Source organism: Citrobacter sp. BDA59-3 (assembly GCF_015167655.1).
In the GTDB taxonomy this organism is placed as follows: domain Bacteria; phylum Pseudomonadota; class Gammaproteobacteria; order Enterobacterales; family Enterobacteriaceae; genus Phytobacter; species Phytobacter diazotrophicus.
Window position 1 is genome coordinate 4,890,074 of record NZ_CP063427.1, and the last position, 21,366, is coordinate 4,911,439.

The window sequence follows — 21,366 nt, forward strand, 5'->3', positions numbered from 1 at the left end:
TGCAATGCCCCCACTTTTTAAACCTTTTTCTTTTTTAACTTTGGGTAATCAACGCTATGTTTACAGACACGATTAATAAGTGTGCGGCTAATGCTGCGCGCATTTCACGCCTCTCGACAAATAATCCTGTGGGTTTCTGGATAAGCTCCGCTATGGCTGGCGCTTATGTGGGCTTAGGGATTATTTTGATTTTTACCCTCGGTAACTTACTTGACCCGTCAGTGCGTCCGCTGGTGATGGGCGCAACCTTCGGTATCGCCTTAACACTGGTTATCATCGCAGGGTCCGAACTCTTTACCGGCCATACCATGTTCCTGACTCTCGGTGTGAAAGCAGGCACCATCACTCAGGGCCAGATGTGGACCATTCTGCCGCAAACCTGGCTGGGTAATCTGTTAGGTTCCGTTCTGGTTGCGCTGCTGTATAACTGGGGTGGTGGTAGCTTACTGCCGCTGGATACCAGCCTTGTGCATACCGTTGCACTGGCCAAAACCAACGCGCCCGCAGGCGTGCTGTTCTTTAAAGGCGCGCTGTGTAACTGGCTGGTTTGCCTGGCAATCTGGATGGCGATTCGTACCGAAGGCGCCGCAAAGTTCCTCGCCATCTGGTGGTGTCTGCTGGCCTTTATCGCCTCTGGCTACGAGCACTCCGTTGCCAACATGACGCTGTTTGCCCTCTCGTGGTTTGGTCACCACAGCGAAGCGTATACCCTCTCTGGAATTGGTCATAACCTGTTGTGGGTAACCCTGGGCAATACTTTCTCCGGTGCCGTGTTTATGGGCCTGGGTTACTGGTATGCTACGCCGAAAGCGGAGCGTCCGTCTGCAACCCAGACAGCGAAGAGCCAACCAATAACAACCCATTAATAAAGACACAAATAATTCGAGCTGCAGGCAACGCACCTGTGGCTCGCAGAATGATGTGTATTTGAGGTGATGTCGTGGACCATTTACCCATTTTTTGTCAATTACGCGACCGCGCCTGCCTGCTGGTAGGCGGCGGGGATGTTGCCGAACGTAAAGCCCGACTTTTGATGGATGCTGGTGCACGGCTTACCGTTAACTCACTCACCTTCGTTCCCCAGTTTCATGTGTGGGCGAACGAAGGGATGCTGACGCTGGTAGAAGGCGGTTTCGACGAGCGCCTGCTCGACCCTTGCTGGCTGGTGATTGCCGCGACCGATGATGAAGCGGTTAACCAGCAGGTCAGCGACGCGGCGGAATCCCGCCGTATCTTCTGTAACGTGGTGGATGCGCCGAAGCAGGCGAGCTTTATCATGCCCTCGATTATTGACCGTTCTCCATTAATGGTTGCCGTCTCTTCCGGCGGTACCTCTCCGGTGCTGGCGCGTCTGCTGCGTGAAAAACTTGAATCGGTTCTTCCCCAGCATCTTGGGTACGTTGCCAGCTATGCTGGCAAACTGCGTCGCCGCGTAAAAGAACACTTTGCCAGCGTTGCCGAGCGCCGCCGCTTCTGGGAAAAACTGTTTGTTAATGACCGTCTCGCACAGTCGCTGGCAAATCAGGATCCTCCGGCTGTTGAAGCCATTACCAGGCAACTGCTTGCCGAGCCGCTGGATCATCGTGGCGAAGTGGTGCTGGTCGGCGCAGGCCCGGGCGATGCCGGTTTGTTGACGCTCAAAGGGTTGCAACAAATCCAGCAGGCCGACGTGGTGGTGTATGACCGCCTGGTCTCAGATGAAATCATGAATCTGGTACGTCGCGATGCCGACCGGGTGTTTGTTGGCAAACGCGCGGGTTATCACTGTGTGCCGCAGGAAGAGATTAATCAGATTCTGCTGCACGAAGCGCAACAGGGCAAACGTGTAGTGCGCCTGAAAGGGGGCGATCCGTTTATCTTCGGACGCGGCGGTGAAGAGCTGGAAACCCTGTGCCATGCAGGCATTCCCTTTTCGGTTGTCCCAGGCATTACCGCAGCCTCAGGGTGTTCTGCTTACTCCGGCATTCCGTTAACCCACAGGGATTATGCCCAGAGCGTACGCCTGGTCACGGGGCATTTAAAAACCGGCGGCGAACTGGACTGGGCGAATCTGGCGGCAGAAAAACAGACGCTGGTCTTCTATATGGGGCTGAACCAGGCGGCGACCATTCAGGAAAAATTGATTGAGCACGGCATGCAGGCAGATATGCCCGTCGCGCTGGTAGAAAACGGCACCTCGGTAAAACAGCGTGTCGTCAGCGGAGTTTTGACGGAGCTGGGTGAACTGGCCCGGCAGGTAGACAGCCCGGCGCTTATCATCGTTGGCCGCGTCGTCGGCCTGCGCGACAAGCTAAAGTGGTTTTAACATTTCCTTCCACAGGTTAGTCATTTCACAGAGGTAGCCCGGATAAGGCGCTTGTGCCGCATCCGGCAGCCCGACTCCATAATTCCGGAAACCATCCGGATTATTTAAATATTAAAATCAATAACTTAAACCTCGCATAGCGTCACAATTGCTCTCTCGTCGCAAATTTGTGATCTCTCTCGCCAATACAATTCATCATGTGTTGTTATATTGATTATGTGTCGTCATATACTGAAATAAGCCGTTGGCTGTCGGTGGATTTCAGGCGGCACCCTTTTGACCCTACATACAACATTCTAAGAAAGGTATTGATATGGAAAGCCAGGAACTTCAACGCAAGCTCGGCTTCTGGGCCGTGCTCGCTATCGCCGTCGGGACAACCGTCGGTTCCGGTATTTTCGTTTCAGTGGGAGAAGTTGCAAAAGCGGCAGGATCGCCGTGGTTAACCGTACTCGCCTTTGTGATTGGCGGTCTGATCGTCATTCCACAAATGTGTGTCTACGCCGAACTCTCAACCGCCTACCCTGAAAACGGCGCGGATTATATTTATCTGAAAAATGCGGGCAGCCGTCCGCTGGCCTTTCTCTCCGGCTGGGCCAGCTTCTGGGCCAACGATGCCCCCTCATTATCGATTATGGCGCTGGCGGTGGTCAGTAATCTCGGCTTCCTGATGCCGCTCGATCCGCTCACCGGCAAGCTGGTGGCGACAGCGTTAATCATCCTGTTTATGCTGCTGCATCTGCGCTCCGTCGAAGGCGGCGCCGCCTTCCAGACGCTGATCACCATCGCCAAGATTATTCCCTTCACCATTGTTATTGGCATGGGTATTTTCTGGTTCAAAACCGACAACTTCGCCGCGCCAGCAACTACGGCCACCGTTACTGCGGCCTCCGGCATTATGGCACTGCTGGCGGGCGTATCGGCCACCAGTTGGTCTTATACCGGTATGGCCTCCATCTGCTATATGACCGGCGAAATAAAAAACCCTGGCAAGACCATGCCGCGCGCATTGATTGGCTCCTGCCTGCTGGTTCTGGTGCTCTACTCCCTGCTGGCGCTGGTTATTTCCGGTCTGATGCCTTTTGAAAAACTGGCGGCCTCCGAAACGCCCATCTCCGACGCCCTGACCTATATTCCGGCGCTGGGCAGCATGGCGGGCATCTTCGTGGCAATCACTGCGATGATCGTTATTCTTGGCTCGCTTTCCAGTTGCGTGATGTACCAACCGCGTCTGGAGTATGCGATGGCGAAGGACAAGCTGTTTTTCAAATGCTTCGCCCATGTTCACCCGAAATACAACACCCCGGATGTATCAATTATTTTGCAGGGAGCGCTCGGGATCTTCTTCATCTTCGTCTCCGATCTGACCAGCCTGCTCGGCTACTTCACGCTGGTGATGTGCTTCAAAAACACCCTCACCTTCGGCTCGATTATCTGGTGTCGCAAACGCGACGACTACAAACCGCTCTGGCGCACGCCTCTGTTTGGCCTGATGACGTTCCTTGCCATCTGCTCAAGCCTGATCCTCGTCGCCTCTACTTTTGTCTGGGCGCCCATTCCTGGTCTGATCTGCGCCCTGATCGTTATCGCCACCGGTCTGCCCGCTTATGCCTTCTGGGAAAAGCGCAATCGTCGGCTGGCCGCACTTTCGTAAACCCGTCTGGAGAAACGTTACATGTTGGATATTGATAAAAGCACCGTGGATTTCCTGGTTACCGAAAATATGGTGTCGGAAGTGGAGAAAGTTCTGCAACAGGATGTTCCCCGCGTTCACGGCATCGTTGATGAAATGCTGCGTCGCGGCATTGACCGGATCTATTTCGTGGCCTGTGGTTCGCCGCTCAACGCTGCGCAAACGGCGAAGCATCTTGCGGATCGTTATTCCGATTTACAGGTTTACGCGATGTCTGGCTGGGAGTTTTGCGATAACACCCCGCACCGCCTGGACAACCGCTGCGCGGTGATAGGGGTGTCGGATTACGGCAAAACCGAAGAGGTCATTAAAGCGCTGGAACTAGGCCGTGCCTGTGGCGCACTGACCGCTGCCTTTACTAAAAAACCGGACAGCCCGATCACCGTCCCGGTGGAGTATGTTGTGGACTACCAGGCCGACTGCATCTGGGAAATCCATCTGCTGCTCTGCTACAGCGTGGTACTGGAGATGGTGACCCGCCTCGCGCCGCATGCGGAAATTGGCAAAATCAAAACCGATCTGCAGAAACTGCCGCAGGCACTGGGCTACCTGGTGCGTAACTGGGAAGAGAAAGGTCGTCAGCTTGGCGAGCAGGCAAGCTCATGGCCGATGATCTACACCGTTTCCGCCGGCCCGCTGCGCCCGCTGGGCTACAAGGAAGGGATTGTTACCCTGATGGAGTTTACCTGGACACACGGCTCGGTTATTGAGAGCGGGGAATTCCGCCACGGCCCGCTTGAAGTGGTGGAGCCTGGCGTCCCCTTCCTGTTCCTGCTCGGCAATGACGAAAGCCGCCACACCACTGAGCGTGCCATCCGTTTCGTCAAAGAGCGTACCGATAACGTCATCGTGATTGATTACGCCGACATTGCCCAGGGCCTGCACCCATGGCTGGCCCCCTTCTTGATGTTCGTGCCGATGGAGTGGCTCTGCTACTACCTGTCGATTTACAAAGATCACAACCCGGATGATCGTCGCTATTACGGCGGCCTTGTGGAGTATTGATTTCGCTATCCGGCCCGACCGGGCCGGTTTTCCTAAAAAGGAGCAGAGCAATGAAAACAGGCATGTTTACCTGCGGTCACCAGCGTTTACCGGTGGAAGAGGCGTTTCGCGACGCGCATGAGCTGGGCTATGACGGTATCGAATTGTGGGGCGGGCGTCCCCACGCTTTCGCCCCCGATTTGAAAGCGGGCGGGATTAAGCAAATCAAAGCACTCGCCCGGACATACCAGTTGCCCATTATCGGCTACACGCCAGAGACCAATGGTTACCCGTGGAATATGATGCTGGGCGATGAACGGATGCGCCGCGAAAGCCTGGATATGATCAAACTGGCGATGGATATGGCCAAAGAGATGGGCGCAGGCTTCACATTGATTTCCGCGGCCCATGCCGGCTATCTGACCACACCGGATGTTATCTGGCAGCGTCTGGCCGATAACCTGCATGAACTGTGCGAGTATGCGCAGGACATTGAGATGGATCTGGTGCTCGAACCGCTTACGCCCTATGAGTCCAACGTGGTCTGCAATGCCAATGACGTGCTACGCGCTTTCTCGCTTGTCCCCTCGCCACGCCTGTACAGCATGATTGATATCTGCGCCCCCTGGGTGCAAGGCGAGCCGGTAATGAGTTACTTCAACAAGTTGGGGAATAAACTTCGCCATTTGCACATCGTCGACAGCGACGGCGCAAGCGACAGCCACTACATCCCCGGTGAAGGCAAAATGCCGCTGCGGGAGCTGATGCGCGATGTTATCACCAGCGGCTACAACGGTTATTGCACGATCGAGCTGGTAACCATGTACATGAACGAGCCGCGTCTCTTTGCACGTCAGGCGCTGGAGCGCTTTCGCGCGTTGCTGCCGGAGGAAAGCGCATGAAACGGCTGGCGACCATTGGCGATAACTGTGTCGACATCTATCCGCATCTCGGTAAAGCCTTTTCCGGCGGCAATGCGGTGAATGTAGCGGTTTACAGCACCCGTTACGGCATGCGGCCTGGCTGCGTGACATGGGTTGGCGAAGACGACTATGGTCGGATGTTAAAGGACGACCTGGCAAAGATGGGGGTCGACACCAGCCATGTGCATGTCAAACGCGGCGTCACCGCGCAAACGCAGGTAGAGCTGAAAGGTAATGATCGGGTGCTGGGCGACTATACCGAAGGTGTCATGGCAGATTTCACTCTGCAGGAGAGTGATTTTGCCTGGCTTGATGGCTATGACATTATTCACTCCGCTATCTGGGGCCACGCTGAAAGCGCCTTTCCCCGGCTGCATGCGGCGGGCAAGCTGACGGCTTTTGACTTTGCCGATAAATGGGACAGCCCGCTCTGGCAAACCCTGCCACCGCATCTCGATTTTGCCTTCGCCTCGGCGCCGCAGGAGGACACGGCGTTAAGGGAGCGTATGCAGGCGATAGTTGCGCACGGCACAGGCATCGCTGTCGTCACATTGGGTGAAAATGGCAGCATCGCCTGGGATGGCGAGCAGTTTTACCGCCAGGCCGCGGCTTGCGTTGATGTCATCGATACCATGGGCGCAGGGGACTCGTTTATTGCCGGCTTCCTCTGCGCTGTGGCCTGCGGCAGGCCGCTGACGGTGGCAATGGAGCAGGGTACATTCAGCGCGGCGCGTACCATTCAATACCACGGCGCATGGTAATACTGTGCTGGCATGAGCCGCATCATGCCAGCGCTCTGTTACTCGCTGATAAACAACCCTATAATTCCCCTATTCCATTCTTTTCAGGGTTGAGTCATGCCAGCTACGGACCGCTATTCTCACCAACTGCTCTACGCCACGGTTCGCCAGCGCCTGCTGGATGACATTGCCCAGGGCGTCTACAAAGCCGGACAACAGATCCCCACCGAAAGTGAACTGTGCGCGCAGTACAACGTCAGCAGGATCACGATCCGCAAGGCCATAAGCGATCTGGTGGCAGATGGGGTGTTGATTCGCTGGCAGGGGAAAGGAACGTTTGTACAAAGCCAGAAGGTGGAAAATGCCTTGCTGACCGTCAGCGGCTTTACCGATTTTGGCGTCTCGCAGGGCAAACCGACGAAAGAAAAGGTGATTGAACAGGCGCGTATCTCTGCCGCGCCGTTTTGCGAAAAGCTGAACATTCCGGGTAACAGTGAAGTTTTCCACTTAAGCCGGGTGATGTATCTGGACAAGGAACCGCTATTTATCGACAGCTCATGGATCCCGCTGTCACGCTATCCGCAATTTGACGCGTATTACAGCGAGGGAGAATCAACCTATCAGCTATTTCAAAAACATTTTGACACGCGGGTAGTGAGCGACAAAAAGACGATCGATATTTTCGCCGCCACCCGTTCACAGGTGCAGTGGCTTAAGTGCGAACTGGGCGAGCCGCTGTTTCGCATCAGCAAAATCGCCTTCGATCAAAACAGTAAACCGGTCCATGTTTCCGAACTTTTCTGCCGCGCGAACCGTATTACGCTAACGATTGATAACCAGCACGCGTAGGTAAGAGATCCCGAATGCGGCGTAAACGTCTTATCAGGGCTACCATCCGGATCCATCCTGCACAGTCGATCCCCTCACCCCATTGGGGGAGAGGGAACATACGCCCCGGCGGACTTACGGCTTCGCCACGAACCCAATAGCTTCGTAGACTTTTTTCAGCGTTTCAGACGCACGGGCGCTGGCTTTTTCCGCGCCCTCTTTCATGATCTTCTGCAAAAACGCTTCGTCATCGCGATAGCGGTGATAACGCGCCTGCAGCTCAGTCAGCATACCGGACACGGCGTCCGCGACTTCGCCTTTCAGATGACCATACATTTTGCCTTCGAAGTGCTGCTCCAGTTCCGGAATGCTCTGGCCGGTTACGGCAGAGAGAATATCCAGCAGGTTAGAAACCCCCGCTTTGTTCTGGATGTCGTAGCGCACGACCGGTGGCTCGTCACCGTCGGTCATCGCACGTTTGATTTTCTTCACCACCGATTTCGGATCTTCCAGCAGGCCGATAACGTTATTGCGGTTATCGTCAGACTTGGACATTTTCTTCGTCGGTTCCAGCAGGGACATCACGCGCGCGCCGGATTTCGGAATGAACGGCTCCGGCACTTTGAAGACGTCGCCATAGATCGCATTAAAACGCTGGGCGATGTCGCGGCTCAGCTCCAGGTGCTGTTTCTGGTCTTCGCCGACCGGAACCTGATTGGTCTGGTACAGCAGAATATCCGCCGCCATCAGTACCGGATAATCGAACAGACCGGCGTTAATGTTTTCGGAGTAACGCGCTGATTTATCCTTGAACTGGGTCATACGGCTCAGTTCGCCGAAATAGGTGTAGCAGTTCAGCGCCCATCCCAACTGTGCATGCTCCGGCACGTGTGACTGAACGAAAATGGTACTTTTCTCAGGATCGATACCGCATGCCAGATAGAGCGCCAGCGTGTCCAGGGTCGCTTTACGCAGTTTTTCAGGATCCTGACGCGCGGTGATGGCATGCAGGTCAACGATGCAATAGATGCAATGGTAGTCATCTTGCATGTTTACCCACTGACGCAGCGCACCCATGTAGTTACCAATGGTCAATTCACCTGAAGGCTGTGCGCCACTAAATACGATGGGTTTAGTCATGTTTCACGTCCTGATTTTCACTGTGCGGGAGCCCGAGTGCGGGCAGTAATTCGTTGAAGCGGTCGTACACGTAGTCCGGCTCACTCAATGTAATGGCTTCGCCGTAATTGTAACCATAGGTCATGCCGACAGAGCAACAGCCAGCAGCCTGAGCGGCGAGAATATCATTACGAGAATCGCCAACGAACAGCAATTCGTTCGGTGCCAGACCCAGCTTTTCCGCCACCAACAGCAGCGGTTCCGGATGCGGCTTTTTGTTTTTCACGTCGTCACCACCGATGACCACGCTGAAATAGTGCGCAATACCCAGCGTTTCAAGGAGCGGTGCAACAAATGGCGTAGGCTTGTTGGTGACCAGCGCCAGCGGGAAACCTTTTTCGTGCAGTGCAGCCAGTGTATGGGCAACATCAGGGAACAGAAAACTGCCCTCTTCAACCGACTCAGCGTAGTAGCGGTCAAACAGCTTACGCAGCATCACGGCCTGCTCTTCCTGTGGAATATCCGCATGGTTAATCGCCGGTTTACCGGACGCAGCGCGTTGCGCGTTGCGCTCCTGCAGCGACCAGGTCAGAGCGCGTGACATCAGCACATCTGCGCCATTACCAATCCAGGTGATGACCCGATCTTCACCCGCCTGAGGCAGTTCCAGCGCATATAATGCGTTATCTACCGCCGCCGCCAGCCCCGGCGCGCTGTCCACCAGCGTACCGTCGAGGTCAAAGGCTATCCCACGAATTACCTGCATTTTATCCATGACTTACCTTTGCCAATTCACTGCGCATTTCATCAATGACTTTTTTGTAATCCGGCTGATCAAAAATCGCCGAGCCCGCCACAAACATATCTGCACCTGCGGCAGCTATTTCAGCGATGTTGCTGACCTTCACACCGCCATCTACTTCCAGGCGAATATCCAAACCGGATTCATCAATCCGACGGCGCACTTCGCGCAGTTTATCAAGCGTATGTGGAATGAAGGATTGGCCGCCGAAGCCCGGGTTCACTGACATCAGCAAAATGACATCCAGCTTATCCATGACATAGTCCAGATAACTCAGCGGCGTGGCAGGGTTAAATACCAGACCGGCTTTACAGCCGTTCTCTTTGATCAATTGCAGCGTACGATCAACATGCTCAGAAGCTTCCGGATGGAACGTAATAATGCTTGCCCCGGCGGCGGCGAAATCCGGCACCAGACGATCAACCGGTTTCACCATCAGATGCACGTCAATCGGCGCCGTAATACCGTACTTACGCAACGATTTCAGTACCATCGGTCCAATGGTCAGGTTCGGCACATAGTGATTGTCCATTACATCGAAGTGAACCACATCTGCACCGGCAGCCAGCGCACTGGCAGTGTCCTCACCCAGACGGGCAAAATCAGCCGACAGAATCGAGGGGGCGATCAAATACTGTGTCATCCGCATCTCCTTGAGAAGAATCTACATTCATTTTACAGGGTGTAGACAAACGCATTTCTGACGGCGAAGCCGCTCTGGCTCAGACAGTTGCCGGGCGATAGAGCGCCAGCAGTTCATCCACCTTTTTACGTGTCCCACCGTTGCTGCTGATACTGCGTCGTACTTTCACAACGTGCAGTTTCGCCTGGCTATACCACTCACGCGTCAGCGCGGTGTCGTGGTTGGAAATCAGTACCGGGATCCGGTTATTCACAAGGCTCTCGGCAATGGCCGCCAGATGGGCCTGTTGCTCCAGGGTAAAGCTATTCGTATGGTACGCCGTAAAGTTCGCCGTGGCTGAGAGCGGAGCATAAGGCGGATCGCAATAGACCACCGAATTCGCATCCGCACGCGCCATGCTCTCGGCATAGGATTCGCAATAGAAGAAGGCATTTTGCGCCTTTTCAGCGAAATGGTACAACTCAGCTTCCGGGAAGTACGGTTTTTTGTAGCGGCCAAAGGGTACGTTAAATTCGCCGCGCAGATTGTAACGACACAGGCCGTTATAGCCGTGGCGGTTAAGATACAAGAATAACAGCGCGCGCCGGAAAAGATCCTGGCTCTGGTTAAACTCATTGCGCAACTGATAATAAGTTTCCGACTGGTTCGTCGCAGGCGTAAAGAGCTCCCGTGCGCCCTGAACATATTCATCCGCGCGTTCTTTGACGATGTTATAAAGGCCAATCAGATCGCTGTTGATATCCGCAAGAATGTAACGGGAAAATGAAGTATTGAGAAATACCGAGCCAGCACCAACGAAGGGTTCGATCAGGCATTCGCCTTTTGGCAAATGTCGTTCAATATCGGCAAGCAGAGGGTACTTTCCCCCTGCCCATTTCAGAAAAGCGCGATTTTTTTTCATGCTGGATGATTGATTACACTCTCTCCGGCTGTGGAGACAGCTCCGACAGCATCCTGCGCTTTATACACGTTATCATTCAGGCAAGGCCTGGGTGGCCTGCCTGAATGATGTTGTGACGTGAAATTATTTCAGGTCGGCCTGTACCTGATGAATAGGCTTGGCCCACGGGTTCTTAGCCTGAACATCTGATGGCAGTGCAGCGACAGCGCGTTTTGCATCATCCTTAGAGGCATACACACCGCTGACCAATACATACCACGGCTGGCCATTACGTGTTGTCTGATAAACCACAAAGTTTTTCAGATTTTCTTTTTTGGCCCAGGCATTCAGGTTGTTGTAATTAGAAGAACTGCTCAACTGCAGCGTGTAATGGTCGGCTGGCGCAGATTTCAGTGAGCCCACGTTACCCGTCGCCACGCTCGCGTTGGCTGCAGGTGCAGCAGCAGTAGCTGCCGGTGCCGCAGGTGCAGTCGTGCTGGTTGTCGCTTTCGGCGTCGTCGCGGCCACGGTCGGCGCTTTGACCGGCTCAGAGGCAACAACTTTCGGTTGCGCCGCCGGAGCCTGAACAACAGCTTTCGGCTCTGCCTTCACCACCGGCGGTTTAACCTGCTGCTGTGGTTTCGGTTCGACAACCGCTTGTTTGTGTTCCGGGCGAGTCGTTGCCGTATGGTTTTCTGCGGTTGCTGCGGTATGAGTCGCATTCCCGCCGCCGTTACGTACTGGCGCAACGGTCGCAGGTTCCGTCGGCAGCGTGCTGTTTGCCACCGCGTTATTGATCTGCGCCTGGTTTTGCGGCGAGGTGAGCGCGTTGTTCAAATCACCCTGCACTTCAAGACGCTGCTGGGCACCTGTGCTTGCAGGTGCCTGGCTTTGAGAAGGCGTAGAGGAGATGGGCGGCAGGGAAATATCCTGCGCTCCATTGCTATTGCCCGTCGTCGGCTGTGCAGCACCCGCAGTTTGTTCTGCAGACGTGGTGCCCGGCGCAGGCTGAGTGGCATTAGCCTGATCGGCAGCACTACCGTTCCCCGAAAGGTCGATGTTTTTACTGCCAGATGAACTCTGTTGGGCCGTACTGTTGCTGGAAGGGGCTTTCAATGCGGAACCGATGCCGATAATCAGCAGTAGCAGCACCAGAACACCGACCCCCATCATCACGTACTGACGTGATGCAGGTTTTGCGGCGGCGGCCTTTTTACGCTTACGTGGGCGACGCTCTGCGCGCTCCTCGTCCAGTGAGTTTTCTTCCGCTTCATAATCTTCTTCTGCGTATTCTTCGCGATCATCGCGCGTCTTACGTGTTCTCGAAGGGCGACGCTCGTCAGCATCAAGTTCAACATCATCAAAATTGATCTGCGGCTCATCAACACGTTCAGAAGATTGACGAGAACGACCAGTACGACGATCGCTGGGATCGGGTTTCAGCTCGTCTTCTGGTTTGAATTCATCCATTTAACACCCCACTCAAAGGCTCATGCTAACAACAATTGCATTCGCCCGAAGTTAAACGCCACGCACGCGCAGCAAGACCTTTCTAATAAATTACGCCTGCTGACAATCAGCAATAGCGCCAAGTACAACGTCTTGTGACACTCCGCCACGAACTTCGCTTTTCCCTATTGCCAGCGGAAGCACCAAACGTAGCTCGCCGGCCAGAACTTTTTTGTCACGCAGCATGTGCGGGATATATGCCTGTGCGGTCATTTCCTTCGGTCCATGAACCGGCAGACCTGCGCGCTCAAGCAGGGTAATAATGCGTTGAGTATCATCTTTACTGAACTGCCCAAGACGCTCGGAGGCACGTGCTGCCATCACCATTCCAGCAGCGACAGCTTCACCATGCAACCAGTTGCCGTAACCCATCTCGGCTTCAATGGCATGCCCAAAGGTATGCCCCAAATTCAGTAAAGCACGTAAGCCTGTTTCCCGCTCGTCAGCCGCCACAACTTCGGCTTTCAGCTCACAACAACGGCGAATACAGTACGCCATTGCCGGGCCATCCAAACGCAACAGCGCGTCCAGATTTTGCTCAAGCCAGTCAAAAAAAGCGCCATCAAGGATGATGCCGTATTTGATAACTTCGGCGAGACCAGAGGAAAGTTCACGCGCAGGCAGCGTTTTCAGGCAGTCGAGATCCACCACCACCGAGGCTGGCTGATAGAACGCGCCGATCATGTTTTTGCCCAGTGGATGGTTGACCGCCGTTTTGCCGCCAACAGAAGAGTCGACCTGCGAAAGCAACGTTGTGGGAACCTGAATGAAACGCACGCCACGCTGATAGCTGGCTGCGGCAAAACCGGTCAGATCGCCCACCACACCGCCACCCAGCGCGACAAGCGTTGTGTCACGACCGTGCGGTTTTTGCAAAAGCGCAGTGAAAACCGAGTCCAGCACCGTCAGGCTTTTATACTGCTCACCATCGGGTAACACCACGCTATCGACTTTGATACCTGCCGTTTCAAGGACATGGCGAATCTTGTCGAGATAGAGTGGAGCCAGCGTTTCATTAGTGACCAGCATAACCTGGTCACCGGATTTCAGGGGCGAGAAGGAAGCTGGATCGTCGAACAAACCAGCCGCGATGGTGATAGGGTAACTACGATCCCCGAGAGTGACTGTGATCCTCTCCATGACGCGACATCCACCTTATTTGCTTAAACCCGCAGGCCTGTGTATTACGCCAGAATTAGTTGCTTTCCAGCATGTGAATAATCTGGTTTGCGACGACTTTCGCGCTCTGATCGTCTGTGCGAATGGTAACGTCGGCAATCTCTTCATACAGCGGATTGCGTTCATCAGCCAGCGCTTCCAGCACTTCACGCGGCGGCGTTTCCACCTGTAAAAGCGGACGTTTTTTGTCACGTTGAGTACGAGCCAGCTGCTTCTCGATAGTGGTTTCCAGATAAACCACTACGCCACGGGCGGAGAGACGATTACGGGTTTCGCGAGACTTCACAGAGCCACCACCGGTTGCCAGTACAATTCCCTGTTTTTCCGTTAGCTCGTTAATGATTTTTTCTTCGCGATCGCGGAAACCTTCTTCACCTTCTACATCGAAGACCCAGCCCACATCAGCTCCGGTTCGTTTCTCAATCTCTTGATCAGAATCGTAAAATTCCATATTGAGTTGTTGAGCTAACTGACGCCCAATAGTGCTTTTGCCGGCACCCATAGGCCCAACCAGAAAGATATTGCGTTTCTCTGCCATTTTTTCGGTACTACTAAGACTATTCGTTGATGATAAATCCGCTCCGTAGACACCGTGCGAAGCCGGACATGAACTGAAACCTCATATGCGATAGTGCGAGAGTCAGACCAAAAATTATCTCAGTACTGAGACTGGTTTGGCAACTGAATAAATTGCCGACCAGACGTTAACACTACTTATGGTAAGACGGAGATAGCTGACGCTCAAATCGGTACTCCTTGTAAGCTAAATCATCTCTCACGTCAAACACCTGTAGCGAGTTAGGCAGAAAAAGCGATATAGAATATGTATCGATCAACGAACTGGCACGAGCCTTGGTGTAATAAAGACCACCAGTTCACGGCGCTCATTATCTTTACCATCATGACGAAACAGTCGGCCAAACCAGGGTATCCCCCCTAAAATTGGTACGCTGTCGGAACCGAGCTTGTTCTTTTGTGAGAAAATGCCTCCCAGCGCCAGGGTATCACCGCTTTTTATTTCGACCTGGGTTTCAATCTCCTGTTTATCAATCGCCAGTACCTCGCCATCAGCCTGCTGAAGCACCTGGCCCGGCATGTTCTGGGTAATACGCAACTTGAGACGCACACGGTTATCAGGTAGCACGGTCGGCGTCACCTCCATACCCAGCACCGCTTCTTTAAACTCCACCGACGTTGCACCGCTTTCGCCACTGGAGACCTGGTACGGGATTTCACTGCCTTGTTTAATGCTGGCAGGCTGCATGTGAGAGGCCAGTAATCGTGGACTGGCGATGATCTCCAGTTGCTGTTTTTGTTCCAGCGCGGATAACTCAATATCCAACAATCGCCCGTTAATACTGCCGATATTAAAACCGACCCGGGTGCTGGCACTTTCAACCGACAGATCGCTTGAAAGCGATGACACCTGCCCGCGTTTTCCGGGCTTTGTCGCCTCCCCCAGCCCCCATTTCACGCCGAGTTCACGCAGGCTCTTTTCATTTATGGTGACAATGTGTGCGGCCAGTTCAACCTGTTCAACGGGCAAATCCATCTGCGCAACCCACTTTTCCAGCACGTTAAGCGAGGCCTGATGATCGCGAAGCAACAGCCGGTTGAGCCGATTGTCTACCGTGATCGTTCCTTTTGGCCCAAGGAGCTTTTCGCCAGCCTTTGCCAACTCACTGGCCTGCGCATAACGCAGCGTCAGGCTACGCTCTTCCAACGGCAGACTCTGTTTTTGCTTTTCCCGTGCCGCCTCACGCGCATCGTACTGTTGCTGTTGCCAGTTTGCGGAATGCACAGACAGGATGTTGCCCTCTCTGCGTAGTGTCAGCCCGGCGCTGGCAATCACCGTGTTCAGTGCCTGCTTCCAGGGAACATCGACAAGATGCAAGGAGAGTGTCCCGCTGACATCCGGCGAGATCACCAGATTAAGTTTTTCCTGCCCGGCAAGCGCCTGTAGGACCTGGGTGACGGGAACATCATCCACCATTAATGTCACGGGGGCGGGTGTTGCCGCGCTCGCCGCCAGGCTACAGAGGCAAAGAGCCACTACTGCTGTTCTTTTCATGCTGAGATCCTTCTCGTTTCCAGCGCCAGTGCGCGGGTTCACAACCTTCCCCTGTCGCGATGCGCATCTCTTCTTTATTAAATTCCACCACGCGCCAGCCTCCCACAAGCGTTTCCCCCTTCTGCACGCGTCGCCATCTCCCGGCGGGATCGCGCACAATCCCTGTCGCGACCTGAGCCATGCTTACCACGCCCTGGTAATGCCAAAGCGCAAGCTGACTGACCATGCAGCGATCGGGAGGCGGCTTGAAAGGATCACGCATACCCGCCAGCATTAGCACCAACAAACATGATGCTGCGATGCGTTTAGCCGCCATCATCGCTCTCCACCTGGAGCACAAAACGCAGCGCCTTGTCCTGCGCGGTGATGGAAAATGCAGGCGCGAGCATTTGCCGTTCGGCAAGCCAGGAAAACGTCCGGGGAATCGATACCCACTGCGCCTCAAGCACCATCTCGCCCCCCTGATTGGCAGGACGCCAGCCAATCAGTTGGGCATCAGGAGTATGAAAATCCAGCGGTGAAAAGGCCTTTGGGATATCTGCTTGAGCATGCGCTATCACCGGTGGTTTAAGGGCCAGGATCTCTCGCCAGCTTTCCTGCAATGCCGCCTGCTGCACAAGGCGCTGTTGCTCCCGTGCCGTTTGTTCACGCGCTGTGGGCTTAATCTGCCACCACCACACCGCAAGCAGGAGAAGAACCATAAGCAACAATCCGTACCCGGCACGGGTTACGGGCGAGAGGGCGTACCAGAGATCAAGGCTGCGCGGCATGCTCATCTTCCTTATTAAGTTGATAGTGAAACTGCCAGTACCCTTGCGCATCTCGACCGGTCGAACCGGTTTGGCGAAGACGAAAACCGGCTGTGGTGTCCAGCGCCTGTTCCAGTTCGCTTAATGACTGAAAAGTTCTGGCAATCCCCGACACGCTGAGTTGCCCTTGCTGAAAATTCACCTCCGTAAGCCAGGCGCTGTCGGGGATTTTTTCCGCAAGTTCCGCCAGCCGTTGCTGCCATTGGCGGGTCTGGTTGTGCCGCTGCATTCTGGCCTGCTGTTTTAACCACAACTGGTGTTGCGCCTGGAAATGCGGCTGTTTTGCCTTTAGCGCTGCCAGCATCTGGGCGTCAGATTGCAGCCACAACGTAGCGATCTGCTTGTCCTGGCCTGCCTTTACCTGAAACACCAGGGTAATCAGCGGCATCAGGCCCACAACGTATGCCAGCAGTTGCCCCCAAAAGCGCCGACATGCCTGTTGTCGCTGCTCTCGCCAGGGCAGCAGGTTGATCATCTGCTCCATTAGCGAACCGCTCCCAGGGCCAGGCCAATCGCTACAGCGAAACGCATGCCATTTGCCGGTAAAGGCGGTTGCCGCTGCACAAGGACGCTCCAGGGGTCAAAATCGGGCGTTGCCGCGGTGCATAGCGCAATATCGGCAATGTCCAGCCCGAGGCTTGCGCTTAGCGCGTTTACGGTGGGCTGATCTTCGTGCGACCGGCGCCCCCATCCAGTGCGCGTTGCCCACAGCCATTGCGCGTCGCCTTCCCAAATAAGACAACGTGCCGGAGGCGGTAAAAAAGGGACAAGATGCTGTAACGCGCAGGCATCAGGCGTCAGGGAGGTCAAATTCAGGTGCAGAGAGGTTGCCAGCTCCAGCATTTCGGCCACGTCTTTATGCTGCGCCGCCGTCACGCTATAGGCCTGCGCCAGTGAATCTTCGGTATAGTCGAAACGCAAATCTGCCGCTGCCATTTCAAGTTCACGCGCCATGGCGTGAGAAACCCAGCTTGCCAGTTCGTTTTCCCGCAAGGCCATTACCGGGCGGGGGAGCTTACGCTGCAATGTGCGCGCTGCCGGAAATGCCAGCCGTACCCGGTGGCGCTGCGGTAATGATTTTCGCCACGGTAAGAGCGTGGTCAACAACTGTTGTGGTGCTTTAAGCTGCCCGTTTTCAACTGTGCCCAATGGTAACGGGATGTGCCACCAACGGCGTAGCGCCCACCCTGTTCTGCCTGGGGTTAATGCGACGCTGAAAACGCTATCTTGCTGAATATGCAGTCCAATCTGCCAGTGCCCGAATGCCATAAATCGCGACCTCCTTATCGCCAGGAAAGATGACGGCTATATCAATGCATCAGGCTTGCATTTATACTACCGCGCGGTTGTTTATAAACTGCCCAAATGAAACTAAATGGGAATCCTCCGGTGAAGTTCGTAAAGTATTTATTGATCCTTGCAGTGTGTTGCATTCTGCTGGGAGCAGGCTCGATTTATGGGTTGTACAAATTCATTGAGCCGCAGCTACCTGACGTCGCGACGCTGAAAGACGTGCGACTACAAATCCCGATGCAGGTCTATAGCGCCGACGGCGAATTGATTGCGCAGTACGGTGAAAAACGTCGTATTCCGCTGACGCTGAATCAGATTCCGCCTGAAATGGTGAAAGCGTTTGTTGCCACAGAAGACAGCCGCTTCTATGAACACCATGGCGTTGATCCGGTGGGGATTTTCCGTGCGGCCAGCGTAGCGCTTTTCTCTGGTCACGCCTCACAGGGCGCCAGCACCATCACGCAACAGCTCGCACGTAACTTCTTCCTGAGTCCGGAACGCACGCTGATGCGTAAAATCAAGGAAGTGTTTCTGGCTATCCGCATCGAGCAGTTATTGAATAAAGACGAGATCCTCGAGCTTTACCTCAATAAGATTTACCTCGGTTATCGTGCTTATGGTGTGGGTGCGGCGGCACAGGTCTACTTTGGCAAACCCGTCGACCAGCTCACCCTGAGTGAGATGGCGGTCATTGCCGGGTTGCCCAAAGCGCCATCCACCTTTAACCCGCTCTATTCGCTTGACCGCGCAACGGCCCGTCGTAATGTGGTGCTGGCCCGTATGCTGAGCGAGGGCTACATCAGCCAGACGCAGTATGACCAGGCGCGTGGCGAAGCCATTGATGCGGATTACCATGCGCCGGAAATTGCCTTCTCGGCGCCGTACCTCTCAGAGATGGTGCGTCAGGAGATGGTGAATCGCTACGGCGATAAAGCATACGAAGACGGTTATCGTGTTTACACCACCATCACCCGTAAAGTGCAGTTGGCGGCACAGGATGCCGTGCGCAATAACGTGATGGACTACGATATGCGTCACGGTTATCGCGGCCCGTCGAATGTGCTGTGGAAACCGGGCGAAAGCGCCTGGGACAGTAAAAAAATCACCGACACCCTAAAAGCGTTGCCGACCTATGGGCCGCTGGAGCCGGCTGTCGTGACGGCCGCCAATGCGCAAGAAGCTACCGCGATGCTGGGCGATGGGACCTCCGTATCACTGCATATGGACGGAATGCGCTGGGCACGGCCTTATCGTTCTGACACCGCACAGGGCCCAACCCCACGCAAAGTGACCGATGTGGTGCTGGCAGGTCAGCAGATTTGGGTGCGCATGGTAAATGAAGGCTGGTGGCTGGCCCAGGTGCCGGATGTTAACTCCGCCCTGGTCTCCATCAACCCGCACGATGGCGCCGTGCTGGCGCTGGTTGGCGGCTTCGATTTCAATCAAAGCAAATTTAACCGCGCCACCCAGGCGCTGCGTCAGGTTGGTTCTAACATCAAACCATTCCTTTATACCGCGGCGATGGACAAAGGCCTGACGCTGGCCAGTATCCTGAACGATGTGCCTATCTCCCGTTGGGATGCAGGGGCGGGTTCCGACTGGCGTCCGAAAAACTCGCCAGATGAGTATGCCGGGCCAATTCGCCTGCGTCAGGGGCTGGGGCAGTCGAAGAACGTGGTGATGGTACGCGCTATGCGTGCAATGGGGGTCGATTACGCCGCCGAGTATTTACAGCGATTCGGTTTCCCGGCACAAAACATCGTGCACACAGAGTCGCTGGCGCTGGGTTCCGCATCGTTCACGCCCATGCAGGTAGCCCGCGGCTATTCAGTCATGGCGAACGGCGGATTCCTCATCGATCCGTACTTCATTACCAAAATTGAAAACGATCAGGGTAATGTTCTGTTCGAAGCCCGGCCAAAGGTCGCCTGCGCGGAGTGTAATATCCCGGTGATTTATGGGGATACGCCGAAATCAGACGTGCTGGAAAACAAAGATATGGAAAACGTCGCTATCTCTCAGGAGCAGCAAAATCCTTCCATACCGATGCCGCAACTGGAGCAAGCCAATCAGGATCTGGTGGTGAAGAGCGGTGGTCAGGAGTATGCACCGCACGTGATCAGTACGCCGCTATCGTTTTTAATCAAGAGCGCGCTTAACAGTAATATCTTCGGTGAACCAGGCTGGCAAGGCACAGGCTGGCGCGCAGGTCGCGATCTCAAACGTAATGATATCGGTGGTAAAACCGGGACCACCAACAGCTCGAAAGATGCCTGGTTCTCCGGTTATGGTCCGGGCGTAGTGACGTCGGTCTGGATCGGTTTTGATGATCACCGTCGCGATCTGGGACGCACCTCCGCGTCGGGCGCTATCAAAGATCAGATCTCGGGTTACGAAGGCGGCGCGAAGAGTGCGCAGCCAGCATGGGATGCTTACATGCAGGTTGTTCTCAATGGCGTACCGGAGCAACCGCTCACGCCACCGCCAGGTATAGTGACGGTAAATATCGACCGGAGTACAGGGCAACTGGCAAGTGGAGGCAGCAGCCGTCAGGAGTATTTTATTGACGGGACGCAACCGACACAGCAGGCCGTGCACGAAGTGGGAACTACCATTATTGATAATGGCGAGACGCACGAATTGTTCTGATAAAAGCCTGCCAGGGCTCCCCGGATGGGACGCAAAAACGTTTTATCCGGGCGGGCCGCAGTTCTGACAGACATAAAAAAAAGCGCTTACGCGCTTTTTTTATAACCTGCCCTGCCCTTTAAGCCACTCTCTTAACAAGAACAGTGCGCTTACATTGCGGGCCTCATTGAAATCAGGCTCTTCCAGCAAGTCCATTAAATGAGCCAGTGGCCAACGCACCTGCGGTAACGGCTCTGGCTCATCACCGGGCAACGACTCAGGGTATAAATCCTCAGCGACCATGATATTCATTTTGCTGGAGAAATAAGACGGAGCCATGCTGAGTTTTTTCAGGAACGTTAATTCCTTCGCGCCAAAACCCACCTCTTCTTTAAGCTCGCGGTTGGCCGCCTCATACATATTCTCACCGGGATCGATCAATCCCTTGGAAAATCCCAGCTCATAAGATTCGGTACCCACAGCATATTCGCGAATGAGAATGATATGATCGTCTACAATAGGCACGATCATCACCGCTTCACGTGACGAGGGACGCATACGTTCATAGACACGACGTACGCCGTTGCTGAATTCCAGGTCCACACTTTCGACGTTAAAAAGTCGTGAAGACGCGACGGTTTCAACGTTAAGAATGGTGGGTTTTTGCAATGATTCGCTCATTATTATCGGTCTTTCCAGAGATTACTGGCATTATTGTGCGACATGCGACACTGTTTCGGCAATGTTCTTCGCGCCTCATTTACATTCCTGTAACTTAGCAAAAGCTATTTCCCAAATAAACCCAAAAGTCAAGAGGTTGAAATAAAACTAAGAATTTGCTGATATTCGCTCTATTGCGGCTTTGCTACTATTTTGCATGTTGTCAGGCGCTCACCTATTAGACTAACGATTTGCCCGATAACGCTCCAGCCATATTCATTGAATTTACGGGAAAGGGTG

At 54.4% G+C, this 21,366-nt stretch carries 21 protein-coding genes; 8 read left to right on the forward strand and 13 right to left on the reverse strand.

All coding sequences use genetic code 11. The features are described from left to right. The first annotated feature begins 56 nt into the window (after positions 1-56). The 7 genes from nirC (at position 57) to IP582_RS23145 (ending at position 7,494) form a co-directional block, all read left to right on the forward strand. Positions 57-866 carry a nitrite transporter NirC gene (nirC, locus tag IP582_RS23115; RefSeq protein ID WP_079497016.1) on the forward strand — a complete coding sequence of 270 codons (810 nt, stop codon included), beginning with the start codon at positions 57-59 and terminating at the stop codon, positions 864-866. Between the two features lie 74 nt (positions 867-940). Continuing rightward, positions 941-2,305, forward strand: coding sequence for a siroheme synthase CysG (cysG, locus tag IP582_RS23120; protein ID WP_193794527.1), 1,365 nt, complete (start codon positions 941-943; stop codon positions 2,303-2,305). A 313-nt stretch (positions 2,306-2,618) separates the two neighbouring features. Next, complete coding sequence (gene frlA, locus IP582_RS23125) at positions 2,619-3,959, forward strand: fructoselysine/psicoselysine transporter FrlA (protein ID WP_193794528.1); 1,341 nt, start codon at positions 2,619-2,621, stop codon at positions 3,957-3,959. Between the two features lie 21 nt (positions 3,960-3,980). Next, complete coding sequence (gene frlB, locus IP582_RS23130) at positions 3,981-5,003, forward strand: fructoselysine 6-phosphate deglycase (RefSeq protein WP_041851400.1); 1,023 nt, start codon at positions 3,981-3,983, stop codon at positions 5,001-5,003. A 50-nt stretch (positions 5,004-5,053) separates the two neighbouring features. Then, entirely contained in the window at positions 5,054-5,884 is an 831-nt protein-coding gene (gene frlC, locus IP582_RS23135; RefSeq protein WP_193794529.1) for a fructoselysine 3-epimerase, read from the forward strand. Continuing rightward, positions 5,881-6,666 (forward strand): fructoselysine 6-kinase, encoded by a 786-nt coding sequence (gene frlD / locus IP582_RS23140; protein WP_193794530.1) that lies wholly within the window; start codon positions 5,881-5,883, stop codon positions 6,664-6,666. The genes frlC and frlD overlap by 4 nt, the downstream gene beginning before the upstream one ends. A 96-nt stretch (positions 6,667-6,762) precedes the next feature. Next, positions 6,763-7,494 (forward strand): GntR family transcriptional regulator, encoded by a 732-nt coding sequence (locus tag IP582_RS23145; protein ID WP_041851397.1) that lies wholly within the window; start codon positions 6,763-6,765, stop codon positions 7,492-7,494. 114 nt (positions 7,495-7,608) lie between these two features. Here IP582_RS23145 and trpS read toward each other — a convergent pair whose 3' ends face one another. The 12 genes from trpS to IP582_RS23205 all read right to left on the reverse strand — a co-directional run bounded on the left by trpS (position 7,609) and on the right by IP582_RS23205 (position 17,754). Continuing rightward, positions 7,609-8,613, reverse strand: a complete 1,005-nt coding sequence (gene trpS / locus IP582_RS23150; RefSeq protein ID WP_041851396.1) for a tryptophan--tRNA ligase — start codon at positions 8,611-8,613, stop codon at positions 7,609-7,611. Continuing rightward, on the reverse strand, positions 8,606-9,367 hold the full coding sequence (gene gph / locus IP582_RS23155; RefSeq protein ID WP_041851395.1) for a phosphoglycolate phosphatase: 762 nt from the start codon (positions 9,365-9,367) through the stop codon (positions 8,606-8,608). Before gph ends, trpS begins: the two co-directional genes overlap by 8 nt. Next, complete coding sequence (gene rpe, locus IP582_RS23160; protein WP_041851394.1) at positions 9,360-10,037, reverse strand: ribulose-phosphate 3-epimerase; 678 nt, start codon at positions 10,035-10,037, stop codon at positions 9,360-9,362. The genes gph and rpe overlap by 8 nt, the downstream gene beginning before the upstream one ends. Positions 10,038-10,116: 79 nt before the next feature. Next, positions 10,117-10,938 carry an adenine-specific DNA-methyltransferase gene (dam, locus tag IP582_RS23165; protein ID WP_193794531.1) on the reverse strand — a complete coding sequence of 274 codons (822 nt, stop codon included), beginning with the start codon at positions 10,936-10,938 and terminating at the stop codon, positions 10,117-10,119. Positions 10,939-11,061: 123 nt separating this feature from the next. Continuing rightward, entirely contained in the window at positions 11,062-12,387 is a 1,326-nt protein-coding gene (damX, locus tag IP582_RS23170; protein ID WP_193794532.1) for a cell division protein DamX, read from the reverse strand. 90 nt (positions 12,388-12,477) lie between these two features. Next, positions 12,478-13,566 (reverse strand): 3-dehydroquinate synthase, encoded by a 1,089-nt coding sequence (aroB, locus tag IP582_RS23175; protein WP_047372833.1) that lies wholly within the window; start codon positions 13,564-13,566, stop codon positions 12,478-12,480. Between the two features lie 55 nt (positions 13,567-13,621). Then, positions 13,622-14,143 carry a shikimate kinase AroK gene (gene aroK, locus IP582_RS23180; RefSeq protein ID WP_035892101.1) on the reverse strand — a complete coding sequence of 174 codons (522 nt, stop codon included), beginning with the start codon at positions 14,141-14,143 and terminating at the stop codon, positions 13,622-13,624. A gap of 294 nt (positions 14,144-14,437) precedes the next feature. Further along, positions 14,438-15,676, reverse strand: coding sequence for a DNA uptake porin HofQ (gene hofQ, locus IP582_RS23185; protein WP_193794533.1), 1,239 nt, complete (start codon positions 15,674-15,676; stop codon positions 14,438-14,440). Next, complete coding sequence (locus tag IP582_RS23190) at positions 15,639-15,995, reverse strand: HofP DNA utilization family protein (protein ID WP_228007928.1); 357 nt, start codon at positions 15,993-15,995, stop codon at positions 15,639-15,641. The genes hofQ and IP582_RS23190 overlap by 38 nt, the downstream gene beginning before the upstream one ends. Next, positions 15,982-16,446 (reverse strand): hypothetical protein, encoded by a 465-nt coding sequence (locus IP582_RS23195; RefSeq protein ID WP_193794534.1) that lies wholly within the window; start codon positions 16,444-16,446, stop codon positions 15,982-15,984. Before IP582_RS23195 ends, IP582_RS23190 begins: the two co-directional genes overlap by 14 nt. Beyond that, positions 16,430-16,960, reverse strand: a complete 531-nt coding sequence (locus tag IP582_RS23200; protein WP_193794535.1) for a PilN domain-containing protein — start codon at positions 16,958-16,960, stop codon at positions 16,430-16,432. Before IP582_RS23200 ends, IP582_RS23195 begins: the two co-directional genes overlap by 17 nt. A gap of 8 nt (positions 16,961-16,968) precedes the next feature. Continuing rightward, positions 16,969-17,754, reverse strand: a complete 786-nt coding sequence (locus tag IP582_RS23205) for a DNA utilization protein HofM (protein WP_193794536.1) — start codon at positions 17,752-17,754, stop codon at positions 16,969-16,971. Positions 17,755-17,874: 120 nt separating this feature from the next. On the opposite strand from IP582_RS23205, the gene mrcA reads away from it, so the two are divergent. Next, on the forward strand, positions 17,875-20,427 hold the full coding sequence (gene mrcA / locus IP582_RS23210; RefSeq protein ID WP_079497005.1) for a peptidoglycan glycosyltransferase/peptidoglycan DD-transpeptidase MrcA: 2,553 nt from the start codon (positions 17,875-17,877) through the stop codon (positions 20,425-20,427). Between the two features lie 99 nt (positions 20,428-20,526). Here mrcA and nudE read toward each other — a convergent pair whose 3' ends face one another. After that, positions 20,527-21,087 carry an ADP compounds hydrolase NudE gene (gene nudE / locus IP582_RS23215; RefSeq protein ID WP_041851386.1) on the reverse strand — a complete coding sequence of 187 codons (561 nt, stop codon included), beginning with the start codon at positions 21,085-21,087 and terminating at the stop codon, positions 20,527-20,529. Between the last annotated feature and the right edge of the window lie 279 nt (positions 21,088-21,366).

Coding starts and splice junctions, on each gene's coding strand:
- IP582_RS23195 (WP_193794534.1), bottom strand. CDS start 16,446: ATGCCGCGCAGCCTTGATCTCTGGTACGCCCTCTCGCCCGTAACCCGT.
- frlA (WP_193794528.1), top strand. CDS start 2,619: ATGGAAAGCCAGGAACTTCAACGCAAGCTCGGCTTCTGGGCCGTGCTC.
- aroB (WP_047372833.1), bottom strand. CDS start 13,566: ATGGAGAGGATCACAGTCACTCTCGGGGATCGTAGTTACCCTATCACC.
- damX (WP_193794532.1), bottom strand. CDS start 12,387: ATGGATGAATTCAAACCAGAAGACGAGCTGAAACCCGATCCCAGCGAT.
- IP582_RS23145 (WP_041851397.1), top strand. CDS start 6,763: ATGCCAGCTACGGACCGCTATTCTCACCAACTGCTCTACGCCACGGTT.
- frlB (WP_041851400.1), top strand. CDS start 3,981: ATGTTGGATATTGATAAAAGCACCGTGGATTTCCTGGTTACCGAAAAT.
- frlD (WP_193794530.1), top strand. CDS start 5,881: ATGAAACGGCTGGCGACCATTGGCGATAACTGTGTCGACATCTATCCG.
- trpS (WP_041851396.1), bottom strand. CDS start 8,613: ATGACTAAACCCATCGTATTTAGTGGCGCACAGCCTTCAGGTGAATTG.
- dam (WP_193794531.1), bottom strand. CDS start 10,938: ATGAAAAAAAATCGCGCTTTTCTGAAATGGGCAGGGGGAAAGTACCCT.
- IP582_RS23200 (WP_193794535.1), bottom strand. CDS start 16,960: ATGATCAACCTGCTGCCCTGGCGAGAGCAGCGACAACAGGCATGTCGG.
- frlC (WP_193794529.1), top strand. CDS start 5,054: ATGAAAACAGGCATGTTTACCTGCGGTCACCAGCGTTTACCGGTGGAA.
- gph (WP_041851395.1), bottom strand. CDS start 9,367: ATGGATAAAATGCAGGTAATTCGTGGGATAGCCTTTGACCTCGACGGT.
- IP582_RS23190 (WP_228007928.1), bottom strand. CDS start 15,995: ATGATGGCGGCTAAACGCATCGCAGCATCATGTTTGTTGGTGCTAATG.
- IP582_RS23205 (WP_193794536.1), bottom strand. CDS start 17,754: ATGGCATTCGGGCACTGGCAGATTGGACTGCATATTCAGCAAGATAGC.
- hofQ (WP_193794533.1), bottom strand. CDS start 15,676: ATGAAAAGAACAGCAGTAGTGGCTCTTTGCCTCTGTAGCCTGGCGGCG.
- nudE (WP_041851386.1), bottom strand. CDS start 21,087: ATGAGCGAATCATTGCAAAAACCCACCATTCTTAACGTTGAAACCGTC.
- nirC (WP_079497016.1), top strand. CDS start 57: ATGTTTACAGACACGATTAATAAGTGTGCGGCTAATGCTGCGCGCATT.
- aroK (WP_035892101.1), bottom strand. CDS start 14,143: ATGGCAGAGAAACGCAATATCTTTCTGGTTGGGCCTATGGGTGCCGGC.
- rpe (WP_041851394.1), bottom strand. CDS start 10,037: ATGACACAGTATTTGATCGCCCCCTCGATTCTGTCGGCTGATTTTGCC.